Annotated in this window: 18 protein-coding genes and 3 pseudogenes; 5 read left to right on the top strand and 16 right to left on the bottom strand. The window is 37.7% G+C overall.

Going from position 1 to position 21,475, the window contains the following annotated elements:
• Positions 1-22: 22 nt before the first annotated feature.
• A complete protein-coding gene (locus tag JCM10512_RS03410; RefSeq protein WP_044160438.1) occupies positions 23-2,113 on the bottom strand; it encodes a BT4734/BF3469 family protein in 2,091 nt (696 codons plus the stop codon).
• A gap of 596 nt (positions 2,114-2,709) precedes the next feature.
• Here JCM10512_RS03410 and JCM10512_RS03405 point away from each other — a divergent pair.
• On the top strand, positions 2,710-3,321 hold the full coding sequence (locus JCM10512_RS03405) for an HU family DNA-binding protein (RefSeq protein ID WP_044160437.1): 612 nt from the start codon (positions 2,710-2,712) through the stop codon (positions 3,319-3,321).
• Between the two features lie 177 nt (positions 3,322-3,498).
• On the opposite strand, the pseudogene JCM10512_RS03400 reads toward JCM10512_RS03405, so the two are convergent.
• The 3 genes and pseudogenes from JCM10512_RS03400 to JCM10512_RS03390 form a co-directional block, all read right to left on the bottom strand.
• Positions 3,499-4,629: pseudogene (locus JCM10512_RS03400) on the bottom strand (AAA family ATPase).
• 106 nt (positions 4,630-4,735) lie between these two features.
• The gene (locus JCM10512_RS03395) at positions 4,736-5,470 is read right to left on the bottom strand and encodes a carboxypeptidase-like regulatory domain-containing protein (RefSeq protein WP_148298248.1); all 735 of its coding nucleotides are present in this window, start codon (positions 5,468-5,470) and stop codon (positions 4,736-4,738) included.
• Between the two features lie 42 nt (positions 5,471-5,512).
• Positions 5,513-6,403, bottom strand: a complete 891-nt coding sequence (locus JCM10512_RS03390) for a hypothetical protein (protein ID WP_148298247.1) — start codon at positions 6,401-6,403, stop codon at positions 5,513-5,515.
• A 247-nt stretch (positions 6,404-6,650) separates the two neighbouring features.
• On the opposite strand from JCM10512_RS03390, the gene JCM10512_RS23360 reads away from it, so the two are divergent.
• Together JCM10512_RS23360 and JCM10512_RS23355 are read left to right on the top strand one after the other, a co-directional pair.
• A complete protein-coding gene (locus JCM10512_RS23360; RefSeq protein WP_244436873.1) occupies positions 6,651-7,157 on the top strand; it encodes a hypothetical protein in 507 nt (168 codons plus the stop codon).
• 20 nt (positions 7,158-7,177) lie between these two features.
• Positions 7,178-7,474, top strand: coding sequence for a hypothetical protein (locus tag JCM10512_RS23355; protein ID WP_244436871.1), 297 nt, complete (start codon positions 7,178-7,180; stop codon positions 7,472-7,474).
• A 309-nt stretch (positions 7,475-7,783) separates the two neighbouring features.
• Here JCM10512_RS23355 and JCM10512_RS03380 read toward each other — a convergent pair whose 3' ends face one another.
• The 7 genes and pseudogenes from JCM10512_RS03380 to JCM10512_RS03350 all read right to left on the bottom strand — a co-directional run bounded on the left by JCM10512_RS03380 (position 7,784) and on the right by JCM10512_RS03350 (position 15,071).
• The gene (locus JCM10512_RS03380) at positions 7,784-8,743 is read right to left on the bottom strand and encodes a glycosyltransferase family 10 domain-containing protein (protein WP_244436868.1); all 960 of its coding nucleotides are present in this window, start codon (positions 8,741-8,743) and stop codon (positions 7,784-7,786) included.
• A gap of 433 nt (positions 8,744-9,176) precedes the next feature.
• Complete coding sequence (locus tag JCM10512_RS03375) at positions 9,177-10,574, bottom strand: ArnT family glycosyltransferase (protein WP_044160434.1); 1,398 nt, start codon at positions 10,572-10,574, stop codon at positions 9,177-9,179.
• A complete protein-coding gene (locus JCM10512_RS03370; RefSeq protein ID WP_158332177.1) occupies positions 10,571-11,905 on the bottom strand; it encodes a glycosyltransferase family 39 protein in 1,335 nt (444 codons plus the stop codon). Before JCM10512_RS03370 ends, JCM10512_RS03375 begins: the two co-directional genes overlap by 4 nt.
• Positions 11,906-11,918: 13 nt before the next feature.
• Positions 11,919-13,036, bottom strand: a pseudogene (rffA, locus tag JCM10512_RS03365) (dTDP-4-amino-4,6-dideoxygalactose transaminase).
• A 12-nt stretch (positions 13,037-13,048) separates the two neighbouring features.
• On the bottom strand, positions 13,049-13,744 hold the full coding sequence (locus JCM10512_RS03360; protein ID WP_044160432.1) for a GNAT family N-acetyltransferase: 696 nt from the start codon (positions 13,742-13,744) through the stop codon (positions 13,049-13,051).
• Between the two features lie 487 nt (positions 13,745-14,231).
• On the bottom strand, positions 14,232-14,660 hold the full coding sequence (locus tag JCM10512_RS23015; protein WP_200869088.1) for a glycosyltransferase: 429 nt from the start codon (positions 14,658-14,660) through the stop codon (positions 14,232-14,234).
• 39 nt (positions 14,661-14,699) lie between these two features.
• Positions 14,700-15,071: an EamA family transporter gene (locus JCM10512_RS03350; RefSeq protein ID WP_044160431.1), complete on the bottom strand. Its 372-nt coding sequence runs from the start codon at positions 15,069-15,071 to the stop codon at positions 14,700-14,702.
• 244 nt (positions 15,072-15,315) lie between these two features.
• Between JCM10512_RS03350 and JCM10512_RS03345 the strand changes: the two genes are divergently transcribed.
• Positions 15,316-16,107: a family 6 glucosyltransferase gene (locus tag JCM10512_RS03345; protein ID WP_044160430.1), complete on the top strand. Its 792-nt coding sequence runs from the start codon at positions 15,316-15,318 to the stop codon at positions 16,105-16,107.
• A gap of 44 nt (positions 16,108-16,151) precedes the next feature.
• On the opposite strand, the pseudogene JCM10512_RS03340 reads toward JCM10512_RS03345, so the two are convergent.
• The 3 genes and pseudogenes from JCM10512_RS03340 to JCM10512_RS23350 all read right to left on the bottom strand — a co-directional run bounded on the left by JCM10512_RS03340 (position 16,152) and on the right by JCM10512_RS23350 (position 18,042).
• A pseudogene (locus tag JCM10512_RS03340) lies at positions 16,152-17,065 on the bottom strand (alpha-1,2-fucosyltransferase).
• 9 nt (positions 17,066-17,074) lie between these two features.
• Positions 17,075-17,770: a glycosyltransferase family protein gene (locus JCM10512_RS03335; RefSeq protein WP_244436866.1), complete on the bottom strand. Its 696-nt coding sequence runs from the start codon at positions 17,768-17,770 to the stop codon at positions 17,075-17,077.
• 29 nt (positions 17,771-17,799) lie between these two features.
• Positions 17,800-18,042, bottom strand: a complete 243-nt coding sequence (locus tag JCM10512_RS23350) for a glycosyltransferase family 2 protein (RefSeq protein WP_244436864.1) — start codon at positions 18,040-18,042, stop codon at positions 17,800-17,802.
• A 144-nt stretch (positions 18,043-18,186) separates the two neighbouring features.
• Here JCM10512_RS23350 and JCM10512_RS03330 point away from each other — a divergent pair, with 144 nt between their 5' ends.
• Positions 18,187-19,140 carry a glycosyltransferase family 2 protein gene (locus JCM10512_RS03330; protein WP_044160429.1) on the top strand — a complete coding sequence of 318 codons (954 nt, stop codon included), beginning with the start codon at positions 18,187-18,189 and terminating at the stop codon, positions 19,138-19,140.
• A gap of 10 nt (positions 19,141-19,150) precedes the next feature.
• Here the strand turns inward: JCM10512_RS03330 and JCM10512_RS03325 are convergent, their stop codons facing one another.
• A complete protein-coding gene (locus JCM10512_RS03325) occupies positions 19,151-20,275 on the bottom strand; it encodes a glycosyltransferase family 4 protein (RefSeq protein ID WP_044160428.1) in 1,125 nt (374 codons plus the stop codon).
• 7 nt (positions 20,276-20,282) lie between these two features.
• Positions 20,283-21,470, bottom strand: coding sequence for a glycosyltransferase (locus JCM10512_RS03320; protein ID WP_221240126.1), 1,188 nt, complete (start codon positions 21,468-21,470; stop codon positions 20,283-20,285).
• Positions 21,471-21,475 lie beyond the last annotated feature (5 nt).

The following is a 21,475-nucleotide window of genomic DNA, read 5'->3' as shown; positions in this document are numbered from 1 at the left end:
TCGATTCTCCCGATTCAAGTCCCTATTTACCGGGAACAGGCAAGGCCAAAACATGATAATAGACGCCATGCGTTTTCCGATTGGACTTTACACCCAGTTTTTGCAATATCCGTCCAAAGTAAGAGACCTGCCGGGAAGAGAACTTCATTTTACTGTTCAGCTGAATCCGTTGCAAAATATCTACAGCAAGCAACCATTCGCCTTCCTCTTTTTCGCCCGCGGCGCAATAATATAGCTGAAACAACTGTTCGATGGCCGGCGTCTGCTCAAACTCCCGGTTGGCTGCCGTCAAGATGGCTTCCTCTTCCGAATCGAACCAATAACGCTCATTGCTACAAAGTGCCTCCATCGCCTGGGCATAGAGTTGTTCATAGTCAATGGGGCGGACAACATCAATCACGCCTGTGACCTCAACACCTATAAAGCGGCGGCTACCGGAAGTATCCGTCAACAAGTCTTTGTGGTTACTCGTTCCGATAAATGAAGCGTATCGACGCAGCTCCTCCATCACCGATGCATTCGGGCGCCGCGTATTAACCACCGGCTTTTGCAGAATATGCTTGAGAAAAGCCTGTTGATTTATACTGATCTGATCGAACTCATCCATATTAATCAGTAGAAAACGATTCAGATAAAGTTCCGCATCTCGCTTTCGGCTAAAATCAATGCTATCCGTGTAGTACGCTTGCAGAAACGGAGGCAGAATTAAACGACAAAAGGTGGATTTGCGATAAGTTTGCGGACCGATTAAGATAGGTGATGTGCTATTCGCATGCTTTTTATCCATTCCGCGCCAATGGGCCACCATACTGAGAAACCAGCGACGAAACAAGTGCGCCCAATGGGGATTGTCGCAAGGAACCCGCTGGGCCAAGTCGCTGATATGGTCTTTGCCATTCCAACGAGGAAGACCATAAAGAAACTCTTCGATAGGTTGATACACAGGCACGTGATCGGAATTCAAATAACGAACGACGTCCTTGTCCCAGAGTTTAATTCCCTCGTACAGGGCATTCATGGTAATGCTCGCCAAGATTCGCTTATCGACGGTCCGGAAATAGAAATTGAAACTATTCCGCTCACGGCATTCCGCGCATCCTGTCAATACATTGAACCGAAACTCATACCGGCGCTTCATAAATTCATCCGTCTGCATCATAAACAGCTGTTCGGGCAACAAGCTGCTGTGATCGGCAAACCCTTGACACGTTCGATAGACATTCTTCACCGTCTCCCGAATCAGAAAAACATCTTTAGGCAATCCATAGTGTGCGCGCGTCCATCGAACCGCATCTTCTGCCGGAATACCGGCATGAAAGCAGTGCTTGGACAGCCTGATCAACAATGACTGTATATCATCAGTCGGCTTATACCCTTTCTGTTCATCCAATGCGCGGTCAAAGGCCGCTTCGAAAAGAACGGCAAGAGCCTCATTGTGCTCAAAGCCGGGAGCCAGTCGCTGCAAAGGTGAGGTTTCGGCCTGAACTCGTTCGCGGTAAGTGGTTTCACCAGGCATAGCCGTTGGCTGCTTCAGGTAAATGGGCATAGCTTCGGGATTAAACCACAAGCCCGGATCGAAACTCAAGCGGCAAGACTGCTCCAACGAGGGTTCTTTAATCTCAATGTCGAACGGTACTTGCGGTTGATAGCATTTCACAGCCAGCCGATAGGCATGGGCATGAAAGATTTCCGCCTGTTCGCGAGTGACAGGCAACTGGTCATTCGGATAGGTAAAGCGTATCCATATCTTCACCGACTTCCCGGAAGAGCCGACGAAGGCAAGGTAGGTTTGCGGCAATTCCTTCACTCGTTCTTTAACAATATCGGCCTCCATCGGCCCCGACAGATTATTCACTTGTAGCATAACAATCCCGTTGTATTCGGCCATCACCGGCACTTTGTCTCTACGGACAAAAGCTGCTGCGGGCAATAACCTCGGCACCTTCTTCACAAGTTCATGTTGATCACCGGGAAACATATGAGGCAGGACTTCTCTCATTTTCAAGACGAGTTGTGCCTTAGTTTCCATTTTCATTTGCTCTACGAGCTGTTCAATCTTCAACGTACGAAGCGTGTTCACTTTGTCGTCGTGTCTTACTTGAGTAATTTTCATATCCTACTGTTTCTGTCCTGCAAAGATGTAGGCATCGGTTTAGTTACGTAAAATTACATCAAACACTTTAAAAAAACAAGAATTTTGTCAGAAATATACAACCTCTCCCAGAAAGTAAAAAAAGTTTTTGGTCTCATGGTCTCATCATTTCATACGTAACAAGCTATAAAACTGCAACATAGCGAATGAGAGATACTTTAAGAATGGGTTATCTCTCATCATTATTCCATCATTTAAGCATATTTTCATCTTATCTCTCATCATTTTTAAGGTATCTCTCATTCAAATAGAAACGGGTATCATGTCAAAATCAAACTACCGCATTAGTAGTAAATTACATCGTCATTTAAACATAAATAAATAGACAAAATTACTTTTTTATCCATTCTTTTCGTATATTTGTAGGTCTTCTTTATTGCCTGACCCGGGTTAACAAAGTTGACGCACCTAGGTGCTTAAATCAACGCACGAAGGTAAGTAAGCCTGCTCACCCTGGTGAGACGACAAAACAGACGCAGAAAAAACATAAAATAAGCGCCAAACACGTAAAGTACAAGGAACTAAACCTTTTTTATAACAGCTAAATTGAAATTAATATGGCAGTACAGTTTGAATTCTACAAGAATCCTGTTCAGGATGAAGAAGAGGGAGAGGCCTGTTACCATCCCCGAGTAATCAATTCACAAAGTATCAGTACCCAAGAGCTTGCCGCAGAGATTCACGCGGCAACGACCTACGGTAAATCCGAAGTAGAGGGTATGCTAATGGAATTAAGCCAGTGCATGGAGCATCATCTACGCGAAGGCAGAAGGGTGCATCTGGATGGAATCGGCTATTTTCAAGTCACGCTACAAGCCACTGAGCCGATACACTCAACAACTGCGCGGGCGAATAAGGTGAAATACAAATCGGTCAGCTTCCAAACGGACAAAAAGCTGAGAAGCAAGCTTGCCAACATGCACCTGCAACGTTCCAAACTAAAGCCTCACTCGGCATCTCTCTCCGAAGCGGAAATCGATCAGAAGCTAACGGCTTACTTTACCACGCACCCGGTATTGACCCGCTCCGCCATGCAATCGCTCTGCCACTTCACCCGAAGCATGGCAGCCCGACATATTCAGCGGTTGAAACGACTGGGGTATATAGAGAATATCGGCCTTTACACACAGCCAATCTATGTAGCCTGTCCGGGACACTATGAGAGATAACTCAAAAAAGATGAGAGATACCTTAAATTAAGGCGTTTTAATCGAGAAAAAGATGAGAGATACCCTGTTTGAAAAGTATCTCTCATTCTCTATTTATTTAATACAGAGCATATTACTTCAAAAAGATGAGACCATGAGACCAAGAAAAAAAATTCTTATAGGAGGGAGGGCGAATAATCAATAATTTTCCCGCAACCAAATACCCAGAAAACGATCGTATATCTGATAAACGTTCATTTCCTGCGTGACGAAGTCTTTATCCAACAGGCCTTTCAGTGCCGCTTGCACCGAACTGGCAGAGGCTAATCGATACTTCTTAATAAAAGCACCGGAGGTGAGGGCTTTGGCTTTCCCTTCTTTCGTAATCGCAATGAGCAATTCCTTCTGCTTCTCGGGGAGACGGAAAAGTATTTCCGAATACGTATACCTGAACGAATCGACAATCTCCCGGAGCTTCGGGAACCATGTCCGGCGTGCATGTTCCTTGCGCGGGGGTCATGTCGAAAAGCGTATTCAGCACTTTTTGTATATACCAGGTTACACCTTCAAACTCCTGATAAATCTGAGCAACCGCTTCCACTTCAATAGCCTTGCCGTTACGTTCAAAGTGCGAACGGGCAAAAAGGATGTATTCTTCGAGTGGAATGCTTTCCAGATGCATCATCGATACGCTCTGATAGAAAGGTCGTGAGGGGGTCAGGAACATATTTCCCATCACATGCCGCTGGCTACCTGCAAATACAAAACGGGCATTGTTGCAGTGTTGCACATACGTACGCAGAGTTGCCTCTACATTCTCTTCTACATAGCCGGTAATTTGCTGAAACTCGTCGATCGCAACCAAGCAGGGTTTATCCGCCCGCTCCAGGTAGCGAAAGATTTCGTCTAATGTATTTGCCGGAGTCTGTATATCTCCCAGCCCTAAATTCAAAGAGGGCATACCGTTGACGTCGAAAGAGATGCTGGCCTGCAACGATTTCACGCATTCCCAAAAGCTTTGCAACGCCTTCTTTCCGGCGGCTTAAGCCCCTCCAGTATTTCTTTGCTAAGCGCAAATACCAAATCACGCAGCGATCGGCTGTCGTATATGTCGATAAAGAAGGTATAATAGTTCTTCCGGATTTCCGGATACTGAAAGCAATGCCGAATCAACCCGGTCTTCCCCATTCTTCGGGTAGACACAAGGGCCAGATTATTGCCATTCACCACTTCCCGAATGAATCGTTCACTCTCAAAACGGCGGTCACAAAAATAATCGGCAGATATATATCCGCTCGTAATAAAAGGATTTCTTACCATAGTTGCCATTCGTTCATGCTTATTACGCAAAGATAATTATTATAAAATAATAATTATTGGTTTTAGATTCTTTATTTTCCTCGAAAAGCGCTTGCTTCCTCGAGATAATTCGCGTCTACCTCCGCCGCTCACTGTCGGCCCGCACTAAAAGAAACAAGCAGCTGGAGTTCCATTGGTTGGAATAAACGAGTACGGTATCGAAATCGTCAAAGCTGAAACGATGATGCTCAACGTTGTCTGTTTGTTCATCGGCGCCATCTGTCAGAACCAAATCCGCCTCCGGGAACCGCTCGTTGCCATCGGCTGACAAATCATAGTAGTTACCGTCTATAATGAAGCCTATCCGGCTTTTTCTGTCCGCATAACGTTCCAGTAACTTTAATGTAATTGCCCGAATATGGATATTATATTGAGCAACAGCATCGATGAGATAGTGTGTCTGCGAGGACTTCTTAAGCATCACCTTATTGAGAAGTCTCCTCGCCTTGCATCTTTGCTCCGTTTTATAATCAAGGATAAATGTATATTCCGGCTCGATGATACCCGGCTTTCGCATTAGCTTGCAAACAGATTTATCGTACCTTCTTATTGAGTCGGACCAGAACGTCAGACAGCTTTCCAAAGGGCAGTCGAAAGAGAATCGACCCTCCGAATCGGTGCGGACTTCTATCTCCGAATCGGCCACATGTACCCTAACATCGGGCAACGGACATTTGTCTTTCGACAAGACCAACCCGTTGATCGATACATTCCCCATTGTTTGCCCCACAGCCATCTGGCTTCCAAACAGAAACAGCATGGCAGCGAATAGATTTAAAAGCCTATTTTTGTATGTTACTTTATCATTCATATTAATTATATCGTACCTCGTCGATAGACTTGCCGCCTATCTTCATTCAACCACTATTTCTACTGGCTCCAGAAAAGCACCGAATATGTATTCGCCCGGCAAAACCTCATACCAATGATGCGCGCCAAGACCCGGTATTTCTTCTTTTCGGTCCGTCCGTCCGATTCTCTTCCAATAGCCTGCATTCAGTTCGTTCAACACCGGGTATTTCACTCCCGGTCCGGCATAAACCTTGATGTTGTTGCGCTTCGTTAATGTAAGCGCATCTTCACCACTACCCTTATAGTCCGTAACGAATCGCACCCGAGGGCAACCTTGCGGAAGGTCGATCCCGGAATACGGAAGTCCAAATCGTTCCATCAGAATTTTCGTAGTCAAAGGCAGATCCGCTTCTTTCGGCAAGTCGGCTACCCGTCCATTTCTGACAATCTGCTCGTAACTTTTCTCCGGTCTTTCCTTATCAACATATTTCAGTTCGGCAAAGACGACATTGCCTTTGAGCATATAGGCATATCCGTTATAATCGAAACTATCTTCCTCGGACTCCTCACTTACGTTTTCCCGCTGGATGGTATGGCACAGATTACCCGCTTGATCGTAATAGTGCACATTTACTTTGCTAACATATTCGCACCAATCCGTTTCGGTGTATTTTCGTATCCGCCCTTGGCGGTCGATGTATACATACCAAGAGTGATCGTCGAAGAATCCACCTTCGTTATCGAACTTCCAACCGTTTTCCTCATTCGCCCGATCAATCCAATAAGCATTCAGATGCACCTTTGTCAGCGTCAGGCTGTTGACTTCATTCACTCGATCCATACACTGACTTAGCTTCAAGCTGTCAACCTCATTACAAGTAGACTGTCCGAAAGCGTTGATTGTTAAAGCCATCAAAAAAGAGCCTAGCCGTATTATTCTTTTAATCTTCATTGCAATGTGGGGTGTTTGTTCTAGTCTATATGACACATCACTGGTCGCCAACAGTTATCTTGCAAAGGATTTCTTGGCAAAGTTAGCATTCTATTAAACCTATTACGCAAAGATAATTATTATAAAACAATGACATCAAAAATTAATTCTTTAATTCTCTACGTTCTATATACAATATAATCATATTTTATTTATATTTGTACAAATAGACGTTAGAAACTAGAATTAATAACCAAACTCAATAGATATGAAAAACCTGTTCTACGCCTTAGCGACCTTACTGCTTATTTCGTCTTGTTCAAACACAGATAGTAATCTATTCCCGGATGATCCCGAGGAAAATGACAATGTAGTAGAAATTATCCCATTAAAATTAGTGATCGAGGAGACACAAAGAAACATATTTGAGCGTGCAACATTTAGCCTATTCCCTGATGATTTTTTTATGTTGTGGTCATTAGAGTATGTTTATGATTCAATCACATGGACAGTCTCAAACATAGAAGGTCGCATGAAAGTATTAGAGCAAACGGGACACAGTACCCGATTTACACAACAATGGGGACATCATTTTTATCTTCCCGGCACATATCAAACCTACATATTAGGATATAAGAATAACGAGATTATTTATAGCGACACAACAGAAATAGAGATAACAAATACCAAAGATTTCTTAACCTACAATTGGAAAGACATAAATGGCCCTATTGGTTCCAGCACAGCATATCTAGATGTTTTATGTGACGAATAGATTTTTCCACCGATGAAGATATGCACGAAGGTGTGCCATCAGTTACCGTCATGCTTCGCGACAAAAAGAAGAACGATAGAGAAGCATTTCTTGAAAAGAGTAAAAGGGCTTTCATTGATTATATATACTCTTTATATTCTGTCCAATCCGAATATGACGAAACCGATGATACGCTTCTGGAAAAATACAATGATTTATTCGTGCATAAAGAAAAAAACACACATCCTCTATGCATTTGGATAACACCAAAATCAAAAATCGCATTAATCAAACATGAAGGACATGAAGAATACCAGCTCTATGCAGAACCCAACTAGCATATAGATCTCATATAACATCAAGGGGCTATCCAATTTTAGGACAGCCCTTTGCTATGACTTAGAAATATCAGGTGAATAAACGCATATGAAGAAGCTTTTTCTGCCCTATCCTTATCAACGAATTTGAATTCATCGACTTTATGCAAAGGAAATACAAGTGCACAGTATGTTCAAATTATGATAAAGCTTCTGTCATCCTAAACGCAGCAAAGGATTCGCTCTTGAGAGAAGAGATGCTTATTTCACCATACCTCATCATAACCGATGGCATTGTTATAAACTAATTAGAATGCAAACTCAAAAAAGTCATCTAAACCAACGACAAGGGTTACAAACCATTTTCCATTTTTTCAATTTTCTTTTCGCAATATACATTTCCATTAATCTTCTTCTATATAGCTTACCGTACCCATAAGGTGATAAATATTTCTGTTCATTCAATGGTTTATTGAAAACATTCTCAAAGAAGCTAAAAAGCCTTTCTTGCCAATCCAAATAATTACTTTTGTTAAGCCAAGGTCTTGACAAAATTGACAGATATTTATCATCATTTGTGTCCAACTCAACGATATATTCTACCAAAGCTTCTAAAGATGGGTAATCTGCAGCATTAATAAAAGAATTAGGATTAAAATCCAACTCAACCAATCTGTTTCCCCAATATATCGGCAGAGAGTTTACCAACATCGGCTCCATAATTTTCTCTGTAGTATATCCGTCTTTAGCACTATTTTCAAAAGCAATATTGAATTTATAGTTAGAAATAAAAAATTTCTTATCAACAACTCGCCCACCAACATTATTCTCATATGCTCCTCCTGAATCTACCTGCTTATATTCTGAAAGTAAATGAAAGAAACGGGTCCTTTCAGGAGCATCAGCTCCATTAGAGACAACAAAACTACAGAATTTCCGATTCAGAGCTTCCTGTGAATTAAAGACTTTAGGTTTACGCAACTCTTCAATACCATATAAGGCATATAATGGTAGGCGCATATAGCGATCTCCGAATTCCATTATATCAAAGCCAATCGCATAATCACAAAGATTAAAGTCTGGAGTTATATTTTCACCCGTATAAAATATCTTAACACAATTTTCGTACTTTAAGTTCTTATATCCAAAAGTCGAATATATTAAGTAATCAGGATGATCACAAATTTCGATTTCATATTTCTCAGATAGAACATTAACGAAAGTATTATAATGTTCATCAAAGCCATCCCAAAAATCTACAAATTTCACTTTCAATTTCATGTCACTCATATTTTTAGCAAAGATAATTAATTCGTCCAAATAAACTTCGACGACGACATAAGACACTGGCAAATGAATCAAATTTTCAATATTTCCTCAAAGCATAATATACACAATACCGTTTTTATGGCCTTTTTCTAACACTTAACTTACCTTTCTATTCCGAGAGGATGTGAGGCGAGTTTCCATGCGCCAATGATTCACTTCAACTGTGTTATAAATATTATGTCTGTTATTTATATTAAATACACATTCACTACCTCTACAAACAAAGTAAAATTCAATTCTACCAGTCAACACGATTTCAAAAAGCTTATGCATAGTCACATGCACGATATTTAACATATAAACTGTAGATCGGAATCCTTATAATTTAGTATATTAACCATTCATCACTTTTCACATTGATTATTCATGAGAGTATTGAGAAGCAAAATAGCAATTAGGGATATAGAAAAACACGCACATTCTTGTACGAATAAGATTGGCATGGCGACTTTATTTGATTGAGGTACTCATCATACAAAGGATGAGAAGTTTCAATGATTAGTACATTCGCATCCTTAACTTGTTCAATTAGCTGAGAATCATCTTCGAAGCCAAAACGCGTGTTCCGATAATTGACAGGGGCAATATTAACTAACCCATAAAGGTGAGGAGTAACAAGATAGTTCCATTGGCGTGCCACAACCGTTTTTGACTTAGGTGGAATCACCTCTTGCAAAAATCCAACGACATCAAGCTGTTGATTTCTAGTTAATTCACGAAGATTATTCTCATTTTTTCGTACTATCTGATAATCCTCTGTAGCCCTTTTAAAAAAAAGAACAGCAAAAAGTAAAACTATCCAGTAAAACGAAATACGGAACCAAGTAGATGAAATATTTCGAATCACAATCGCATTCAATATCACAATATAAGGAACTATAAAAATTAAATAGTGGGGTGAGGTGTCATAGTAATTTTGCAATAACAGAAAGAATATAGAAAAAACCAGAAAAATCATTCTTCTCCTATCCCATTGATTGGCCTTTCTCCAAATAATCGGAATCAGCAACACAATAAAAAACATATGAAAGAATCTTTTCTGAAGCACATCAATAACTCCTAGAAAGCTTCTTCGACCATACCCCGTACCCAATAAAAGAGTATAATAATCTCCTTGTCCTGTAAAATACACAAAAAACAAATGAACAATCAGAACGGAAATAAACGACCACAAAGCGACCTGAAAAACCGCCAAAAGCCTTTCTTTTATTGTTTGATCTAACCTTAATAATAAAATCAGCAAAACATAAACTGGTGCATATAACAATGCATATTGCTTGCACAAGAAGGCCAACGTTAAGCAAAGTCCAGCTATTCCTAGATGTTTTTTATTTCTCAGTAAAATGTAAGTTCCCAATAATCCCCAAAAAGTAGCAAAAGGTTCCAATCCTAGAAAAACAGACTCTACTGAGTAAAGGTATATTATATATAATATAATTGTATATTGCCTTGTTATTTTATTAACTTCAAGTTTTTTTAGTATCTGCCATATTAAACATCCGCTTGCCAAATTAAAAAAGAAAGCTATATACATTGGTACAAGTGGAGAGATTTCCATCCCACAAAGCACATAAGGGATGCTTAAAAGATAAAAAACAAAAGGAGGATACCCCAAACTTACATCCCGATATGGAACTAAGCCATGAGCAATACTTTTCGCCGCACCTACATAATATCCGTAGTCGGCATTTACAGGGGCTATTGTTAGGCTAAAAAGATAGGCACAGGCCAAAATAAAAACAAATACTATATAACTATATTTTCTTAACATCATCCTAGCATTTTTAATCATATACCCCACCATTTTTTTCTCAAATAAAAAATCATCTTACTAACTAACAATAAAGAGAAAGGAATCCATGCTGAATAAAACAATAACAATCTTCGACCTTCATCCCCAAATGAAGGCAGAAAAACAAGAGTTACCATTAAAGATGTATAGACCATCACGCCTTTCCAGTATGCCTTAAAATAGGCAAAGAAGCCCAACAAGCCTAGTATACCTAGCAAAATAAATAGTGGTGAGACAAAAGTGTTTATTTTAAAAACAACTGAGGTTGGCAATATACCCCAAATTGAATTCGGATAAATTAAATTTTCAGCTGCTCTGCAATAAGAGCTAAAATTGTATCTCATTAAATAATACTCTTTCTTATCACCCATAAGCGCATAAACTGAATCTGCACGTTGCTTGAATGTGTTATCAAATGAAAAAGCAAATTGCTTCTTGCTATCCATAGCCCAAATATCAACTAACATCTTCTCAGAATCATCAACAGATACCTCTCCGGAAAAACGGAGTACCCTTATTGCAGTACAATATTCACCCAAATCGAATGTCAAAGAAGTTCCAAGTTCTTTAAAGACATCAATGCTCGGATATGAGTTATACACTTTTATCATCCAAGGAGTTATTGTCAGACAAGAAACAACAGTTACCAAGACGGCATCTACAAAAAACCTTTTAAACGATTTCCTATGAGCACAAAATATAAATACAATGATTCCCAATCCAATAACAGCTAATGCTTTCAAAGTCAAAATAGCAATACCAAGCAATAATCCTACGATCAATAGAGCATACCTACTGCCTTTAAATAAATAACGAACAAAAAAATAGTTGAGAATTAACAGCAAACTTACTTGAAAGGAATCTCTTAACAATGTTTGCAAGAAAAAAAAGCACGGAAAGAATAACAAATATATTGTAGTAACAATCATTGCTTTCTTTTGTGTAGTAAAATACAGAAGGGTTAAAAAAAAGAAGCAGATCGATACTGAGTCTATTAGAGAGAACATTAACCTTCCCCAATAAAATTCTGGATGATATTCTAATACTGCATATTCAGTCATTGAATAATTGCAAATCGGAGAAATGTCAACATCAAAAAAGGATGCAATCTGATAGGCCGTTTTCAGAATATAAGGTCCGGCAGGCTCTCTAAAAAACGTATCTTCTGTTGGCGAATGTAAAGGCGAATAATGACCATTATCAATCAAGTTGAATGCATACATATGATATCCTATAACATCCGGATATAATTCACTAATGTTATAAGATAAGCAAAACACAGATCTAATAGCAAATGCTACTAGAAATAGCAGAATTAGCTTCTTCTTCATCAGAAATTTTATATTAACCGCTAACAAGATGGGCAATTTCGTCCACCTCATCGTTTGTCAATTCATAAAACATTGGTAAACGCACCAAGCATTCGGCAAAGTGATCCGCATTACTCAACACTCTGCATCATGCTTATCTCGATAATACTCACTACTATGTAGTGATAAATAATGAAATACTGCCAGAATTCCTTTTTCCTTTAGCTTCTTGATTAATTCTGTACGCTGTTCTAACGACTGACAAATCAAGTAGTACATATGAGCATTATTAGTTGCGTAACTTGGAATATTGGGTAAAGTGATCCGCGGTAAGACTACTGCTGAAAAGACATCATTATACCGATTCCAAAGCTCCCTCCTACGCTGTTGAATATTCTCTAGGTTTTCCAATTGAGCCCACAAGAATGCTGCAATAACCTCTGAAGGCAAAAAAGAACTTCCCGTATCGACCCAACCGTACTTATTAACTTCTCCACGAAAAAATTCGGCACGATTAGTCCCTTTCTCCCAAATAATTTCTGCACGACGAATGAAACGCTCTTCATTAATAGCCAACATTCCTCCCTCGCCTGATATAATATTTTTGGTTTCGTGAAATGAAAAAGCTGCCAAATGCCCGATGCTCCCCAAAGGCCTTCCCTTATAATAGGAATCAATGGCCTGAGCAGCGTCCTCAATAACTAAAAGATTATATTTCCGAGCCAAGTCCATAATAGGATCCATATCGCAAGCTACTCCTGCATAATGTACAGGAACAATTGCTTTTGTATTAGGAGTAATCAACTCTTCAATGTGTGAAGCGTCAATATTCGGATTATCAGGGCAACTATCAGCAAACACGATCTTGGCTCCCTGTCGAACAAAGGCCAACGCCGTTGACACAAAAGTATATGAAGGAACTATTACTTCATCACCTGGCTGAATTTCAGCCAATATAGCACACATCTCCAAAGCATCAGTGCAAGAAGTTGTCAATAATGACTTCTTAAATCCGTAGCGATTTTCAAAAAACTCTTGACATTTTTTTGTAAATATACCATTGCCTGAGATCTTACCACTATATACAGCTTGGTAAATATAATGCGCTTCCTTCCCGGTTAAATAAGGTTTATTAAATGGAACTTTAGTCATAACAATCTCTGTTTAATATTTCCAACTATGATAGATGAAAGTTCGCTCTACCACACTCATGCCACATTTTTCATAAAATTTGCACGCTATATGATTGTTGATCTGTGTAGCGACCTCCAATAGTCTAATTCTTTTCAATCTCAAAGTCTGCTCACATTTCAACACAAGCGCTTTTCCAAATCCTTTACCACGAGCATATTCATCAGTCGCGATTAATCCAATTACACCTTTTTCAGACGTTATTTTCAAAGTAACAAAAGCACAAATTCTTCCTCTGTCTTCTATATAATATAAATAATCCGCCATTTCTCCAGAGATAGAATTATCAACCCACATCCTATACATTTTTTCAAACTTATCTAGAGCAAAGTTTGTGTCTAATTTATATCGAGAGTATTCCCCACTAAGATATGCAAGCTGATATAACTGTTCAGATACCATGCAATAATCCTTACATTCATTTATTACATAATGAGTAAAAAAGGCTAAGTTTGATACCCGCTTTGAATAAATCAGTTTACAGTCGACTAATAGATTATTCCTATCCAACAGAAATGTATCTCCCTCTACAGGATTCTCTTCCATAAGATACAACAAATCATACTTATTAATCTCATCATCTGATACGGCTAGTAATTGTTTTCGACTAGTACTTCCGACCTCTATTCCAAAGAACTGACTATCCCAGCTTAATCGTTCGATTGGCATATATTCAACTCCTCTTTTATTATAAACACAGGCCTTTTTTTTGTGTTATCGAAAACCTTTCCTATATATATGCCCACAATTCCAATCAACATAACTATCATACCCGATAAAAACCAAATAGAAACGATTAGACTCGCAAACCCAATTACATTAATGTCACCCAACATATATCTTACAAGAAAATAAGAAGCTATGCACAGAGACAAGAACGAGAGTATAAAGCCAAATTTCACGACTAACCTTAAAGGTTTATCCGAAAAAGCTATAATATTGTCAAATGCCAATTTAAGTAATCTCCTCATACTGTAACTTGAAGCCCCCTCCAATCGCTCAGAGTGACGAACCGGCAAGTAATACTTATTATATCCAACCCACTGTGCCATTGTCGGGAAATAACGCACGCTATCCTGCATAGATAAAATAGCAGTTACTACCTTTCGATTATAAATCCCAAAATTAGCAACACTACTATCCTGCCGTGTCTCTGTCAAATAACTAAATAGCGCATAAAAGCATTTTGATGACATTCGTTTAAAAAAAGAATCCTTCCGCTCTGTCCTTTGAGCAAATACAGAATCCCAACCTCTAATGCCTGTCTATACAAATTAGGAATTTCATCTGGCCGATCTTGCAAATCACAATCCATCACAACCACCCATTCACCTTGAGCGAAATTCAATCCAGCCGTAATAGCATAATGTTGCCCAAAATTACGACTCAGATTAATTCCTTTTACTCGTTTATCATTCTTGCAGATTTTTGAGATTTCTTGCCACGACTTATCAGGAGAGGCGTCATTGACTAGTATAATTTCAAAATCAGAAGACAGCCTTTCCACATTGTCAATAATTTGCCTGACCAATTCCATGACAAAATTTTCTGCCTTATAAACAGGAGATACAACACTGATTTCCATCTTTTATCAATATATGTTTAGTACTGCTCAACAAAATATTTATAATTTCACTGTAATATAAATACCAATTATAATAACGACTAATCCTACAAGTTTCCCGATTGTAAAAGGTTCACCAAGAACAAAAACACCAAGAACAAAAACCAATGCTGGGGAAAGAGACATAAATGGATAAGCATAAGTTATATCAAACTTAGTCATGGCCAATATCCAGAAAATAGAAGCTATAAATGCACTTGCAAATCCTGAAAAAACTAATGGATCAAACAAAAATTTCAAATATGAAAACAGCATTTGCATACCCCCATCATTCACATTTAGCGACCAATTTAAATCAGTAATTCTCCATTTTAGAACAATTTGGCCATAAACGGTAAACAAAACGGTTAGAAAAACATACAGATAACCCATTTGTTAATTTTATTTAGTCTGCAAATATACAACTAAGCATATGAAAAGCCAAATAAAATAGTTTTTTTGAAAGATAAACAATGCAAAATCATCAACAAAGCAGCAATCAAGACAAAATAATAAAAAACCTAATAAATGTATGTAATGAGTTAATACGAAAAATAAAAGGTAGACACAATAATCTTATCCAAACAATTCTTTATATATTTGTTGAAAATATAGATTTAACATACAAGTATATATAATGAGAATTGGTATATTATACATCTGCACAGGTAAATACAGCATTTTTTGGAAAGATTTTTATTTAAGTGCAGAACGCTACCTCATGCAGTCCCCAGCTTACACGCGTGAATATTATGTATTTACAGACAGCCTTAAATTGTATGACGAAGAGAATAATAAGCATATTCATCGAATAAAACAAAAAAATTTAGGATGGCCCGATAATACATTAAAACGCTTCCACATGTTTCTTCAAATAAAACAACAGTTATTACAAGAAACTGATTTTTTGATCTTTTGCAATGCAAACCTGCTCTTTAAGCAAAATGTTGGGCATGAAATTATCCCTCAAAAAGGAAAGAACCAATTTGTGGGAACAATACACCCAGGTTTCTACAACTCGCATAATTATGATTTTACATATGAACGCCGCCACAATTCAAAAGCATATATCCCCGAAGGAGAAGGAGTACATTATTATGCTGGAGGATTTTCCGGAGGATACACGAAAGCATATTTACAACTCTGTGAAACCATTAAATCATGGGTAGATATAGATAAGTCCAATAAGATTGTAGCAATATGGCATGACGAATCACATATTAACAGATATTTTCTTAAAAACCCACCACTCACTCTATCGCCAGGCTATTTATACCCAGAAGGATGGTCCATCCCATTTGAAGAAATCATAACAATAAGAGACAAAAACAAGGAAGAATATGGAGGCCATATCCTTTTACGAAAAAAAGAATCATGGAGAAACAAAATTCTAAAAATTATCAAGAAAACGCTTTTCCCTCTCCCCTAATTAAAGATCCTCATTATCACTTTAACCAATAATGAGGAAGCCAGCTATAGAAATATTGGGTTACAAAAGATATCCTTCCATGGATATTCTATTTCATCATCACATAATACGACTATTTTACGTATATTATCATTTAATAGAGCGCCATATTTCCCCAATGTTCCTTTGCTTGTTATTTGATGTGTACAATGAGAAATAAGAAATAAATCCATGTAGCCTTTATCGGAACCATTAATATCTACAACCTTACAATCTTCACTTAAAGCAAGGTTTAAACATGGTATCAAATCAGTACATACCCATTCCGGTTCATCTGAGAAAAATAAAAGAATGGAGATTCTACATTTTCAAACAAATAGGAAATTGCTAGCCGAAAATATTCAACTGACGCAGGCTTTCCATATGCCGGGATCTCATTCTTTAAGTCTCCACGCCTTACATGCACAGCCACAGAAGCATGACGCTGCCCAATTTCAGAACACATTCGCTGATTAGAATCATCAAAGCCAGAAGCCAAAATCTTAAATATTGATTTAAAAGTCGGCAGCCAAATCCTAGACGGTAAATGATAATATCCACCTAGATAAATAGGAGGTTTTCTTTGTAGAAATGAAAAGTCATCAACTTTACCATACGTATTATTTCCCAGATTAAAATATTTCTGCTTATATACAGTGATCATTAGATCAGAAGCTATCTCCATTTTCAAGTTCGGGAACGCTTTTAAAAGATCGAAGTTTCGAACAAAATGGTTATTCATATCACTTCCCCACTCTTTATAAAAGGTCAAATCAAACACAACTTTATAACCTTTTTCCTCAAATATTCGCCCAATTAGGTATTGAAACATTTGGGAGCATATACCACCGTCCATAAGCACTATCACCTTAGGGGCTATAACTTTATATTTTACTAGCTTCTTATATAAGCTCCTTTTCCATCTTTTAATTGTTCGCATACTTCTCCTTTAAATTTTGCCGCATTTACTATAATATAAAAGTTTCAAATAGCCCAATAAACTTGATACTTTATAAATAGATACAATTTTCTTCTCGCGCCTTGATAATATTTGAGTCAACTTTGGATAGGTCTGTATTTCCTCCACAAGACGTTTCATTTCTCTGTCAGTATCTTTATTTTTCCTCCAATGCAAACGCGTTATAGTATTCTTTATATGAAAAAAAGCTAGCTCCTCAGCAAGTTCTTCACTCAGCTCTCTTCGTTTGATATAGTCATCAAACCATGATACGTAGGTAGCAAAATCTTGATATGCCTTATCATTAAGACAATGAGACATGGAGGATGGATATACATAATAATCGACAATAGGGGAGCCTATAGGAACAACCTTATCCGAATTTATTAATAATTGACTAGAAAGCACAACATCCTCTCCAAAAGCAATATCAAGACTCTCAATATTATTAAAATACAAAGAGCGCAAATGAAATTTCGACCAAACAGTCCAATACGCTTCCGATTTAAGTATCTGTTTCAAATATTGTATACCAGACATCAGCTCAAACTCAAAGATATCAGACGTCCTTCTTTTCCCCTCTTCAATAAAATTAAAAGGAGCAACAACCATATCTGCTTGTACACTTTCTGCCTTGTCCAACAAAAGTTCAATCGCATTTTCTATCAATGCATCATCACTATCCAAATACTGGATATATTTGCCATGAGCACCACTTACGCCAGTTTTCCTACCTCAACAAGCCCCTCATTTTCTTTATCAATTATTACCACTCGAGAGTCTTGTTTGGCATACTTTCTTATTATAGATGGACAACTATCAACACTACCATCATTAACAACAATAATCTCTAGTTTTTTATAGCTTTGATTAGTAACACTCTGCAGACATCTATCCAAATACTGTTCACTGTTATAAACAGGAATGACTACAGAAACTAATGGAAGTGTATTCTCCATACTTAATTAAATAACGATAATTTCAACAAATGTATAAAAAACAATGTACCGCTCAAAGAAATACAATAAAACTCTTGTATATTTGCACACATTAATAACAATCAGGAAAACTGCAAGCATTAATTAATATTCTATTTCAAAAGCATGATAAAAGTTAACCACAAAACCACAGTAAGTGTTATTGTCCCTAATTATAATCATAAAAAGTATCTCCACCAAAGAATAGATTCCATCTTAGAACAAACATTTACTAATTATGAAATTATTTTATTAGATGACCATTCCACAGACGATAGTCAAGAAATTCTATCATCTTATCAAAGCAATCCTCATATTTCTCATATCATATTAAATTCAGAGAATAGCGGTAGCCCTTTCGTTCAATGGGAAAAAGGAATAGACCTAGCTAAAGGTAAGTACATCTGGATTGCAGAAAGTGACGATTATGCCAGCCCTTTATTTCTGGAATATACAGTTAACGCATTAGAAACACACCCAGAAGCACAGCTTTGCTATACTGGTTCACATATTATTGATGCAACAAGTAGTCCAATTAAACTTGAAGGATTTGACAAATGGGAAGAAGATGGGCTTTCATATATTTTTAATAGCCATGAATACATTAAATCTCATTTACTTCATCATAATTCAATCTATAATGCCAGCATGGTTCTATTTAAAAAGGAGCATTGCCTATCTGCAATCACGACTGAATACAAAAAAATGCGTTATGCGGGAGACTGGCTTTTTTGGATAGAACAATGCAGAAAAGGAGATGTAATCGAAATTAGAAAAAAACTGAACTATTTCAGAAAACATGATAAAAACACGACTCTCAAAGGAGATGAAAACGGGAACGCTATTATCGAGATCTCCTTCATCAAAGGATTCTTATATAAAAACATTCAACTGAATTGGGCTCAGAAAATCATAGACAAGAGTAGTTTTTATCGCCATATAAAGTACTATCCAGTATCAAAACAAAGAAGAAAAGAGCTATATAAAATATCTTCTCAACAGGCTAATGTTACGTTCTGCTCCTACATTATTGGACAAAGAGTCAAATCATATATGAAACATCGCAATAGGAACCAATAAAAACGTTCTTCTATTTCAACAAATCATAGAATTGAGAAGCAAAGCTGACAAGACTATACTTCTCGAGTTTGATTTGTTTTACTTGCTTTACAAATTCATCGCGCTTACATTTATCTCTCAAAACTTCTATTTTGCAGACTAAGTCATCAATATCTCCCTTCGCATACAACAAACCATTCACGCCATCCTGTATCCGCTCTGGATTAGCTCCTACATCAGTAAGAATCGCAGGTAAGCCACACTTCTGAGCCTCAACCACTACACGACCAAACGTTTCAAAACCGGAACAAACAACAAGTATATCAGCCAATAAGTAATATGCATATATGTCATTTGTAAAAGGAGCGATTGTGACATTATCTTCTAGCTCATTTGTGGAAATAAACTTCTTACAGATTGAAAGATTACCGGCATCAGAACCCACCAAATAACAACTTATATCTCTACCAGAATCAACTATGCTTTTTATCGCTTGCAATAACTCCATCTGTCCCTTATTAGAATCAAAGGTGCCGACCAAAAGTATCGTATATCGTTTATGCTCGGCCTGTACAGAAGAGCAACTCACATCCAGATCAACAGCTTGAGTAATTACATCTATTTTATTTATCCTAATTGCCTGTGTATAAAAAGATTTTGCGAAATTGGATGGTACTACAACCTTTGCAGAAAAAGAATCAATAAACTTCAATATGCCTTCCAGAGAGAAAACGAATTTACGATCACCCCATGTAGTAGGGATCTCGTGGATAAACCAGATATGCTTTACGGACAAAATCTTACAGGACAAAGCCAAATAAGGCAATACAATTGTATTAGTAACAGCATAGTCTGGCTTGATTAACCGGAGATAGCGTACCACTTTCATTACTCTTTTAATAGTTTTAAAAGCAAATGAAACTTTCTTCCTAAAAGAGATAACTCTATTATTATCCAACAACCACCAAGGCATAGGAATCACCTTATATCCATCAATATAAGGCGCACAAGTTTCAATTAGTTCCCCTTCACTCGGAAATATAACATAAATTTCGCAGTGTGGATACTTACATTTCAACCCCTTAAATAAATCAACCAAGCATTTTTGAGCTCCTCCAGTATGATTACTATCATGAGAAAGAAAAACCAACTTCATATAAAAACTATTTAGAGTTACAGTCCATCAACAACGATTCTAAAAGAGCGTTCCATTGGGGGCCAATAATATCCATCGCGTAATCCTGTGATTTCAACAACACATTGTCACGCATTCGTTCAATTTTATCCGGAGATGTAAGCAGATCATAAAGTTCACTTGCAAATCTCACTTTATCAAAAGGGGGAACAAGTACTCCATTAGTCCCAGAAGGGGATAATATTTTTTGAACTCCAGCACAGCAGTTAAAAGCAATAGGAACAACACCATTAGCCTGAGCTTCTGTCAAACAAAGAGGCCAACCCTCAAAGGTAGATGTTAGACACAATACAGAAGCATTTTGATAGTACGGTCGAACATCCTGAGTACCTCCAGCAAAAATCACACGTTTCAAGTGCTTACGAGAGGCTCGTTTTTGCAATGGTTCTTTTTCTTTACCTCCTCCAACTAACACAAGCTCCCAATCAGGAAGCTTTTTATAAATCATTTCCCAGATATCCAGTAATCTGTCCACTCTCTTATTCTCATAGATCAAATTTCCAACAAACAAGACCTGCTTCTTCTTATTCAGGTTTACAGAGTCAACTCTGCCCTCAGAATTAGATATAACATGGACTTTATGTTTTTCTGGAAGTTTGAGAGTTTGTATTAACTCTTCCTTATAACCCTCACACAAAACGACATAAGCATCAACTATATTATAAACTTTTTCATAATTTCTAATACAATCCTTTTTATATCGCTTAAACCAGACTGCTTTAGGATATCCCAGAAAATACCACTCCAACGTTTTTAGTAATGATTTTTGAGGTCTTTTCCTACGTTCCAATTTAGCAATAGCCTCCCAAAAAGGAAGATTATGAAGCACATAAACAAACTTACAACTAGTCCGGTCTCTGATATGCCCCAAATGTGTCAGCAAAAATCCTGGTATAATAAAGATATCAATTGATAAAGAAGATATCAGTTGAATAATAGCATCTGCATTTTTATCGGAATTAAGATGTTGACTAGGCAACTCCAGTACATTAATGCCTGAAGGTACATTCGTTCTTTTATGACAAGTAACCACATAAGTTTCGAATTTAAACAACTGCAAATAGTGTGCAATATCTCTAGTAACTCGTTCTCCACCGCCACCAGGAAACTCATAGTGAAAAAAGAGTATCCGTCGTTTTACGTTCACCGCTTCCATATAAT

Source organism: Bacteroides reticulotermitis JCM 10512 (assembly GCF_000517545.1).
In the GTDB taxonomy this organism is placed as follows: Bacteria; Bacteroidota; Bacteroidia; order Bacteroidales; family Bacteroidaceae; genus Bacteroides; species Bacteroides reticulotermitis.
Note: the sequence above shows the minus strand (reverse complement) of the source record. Positions and strands in the feature narration are given on the sequence as shown.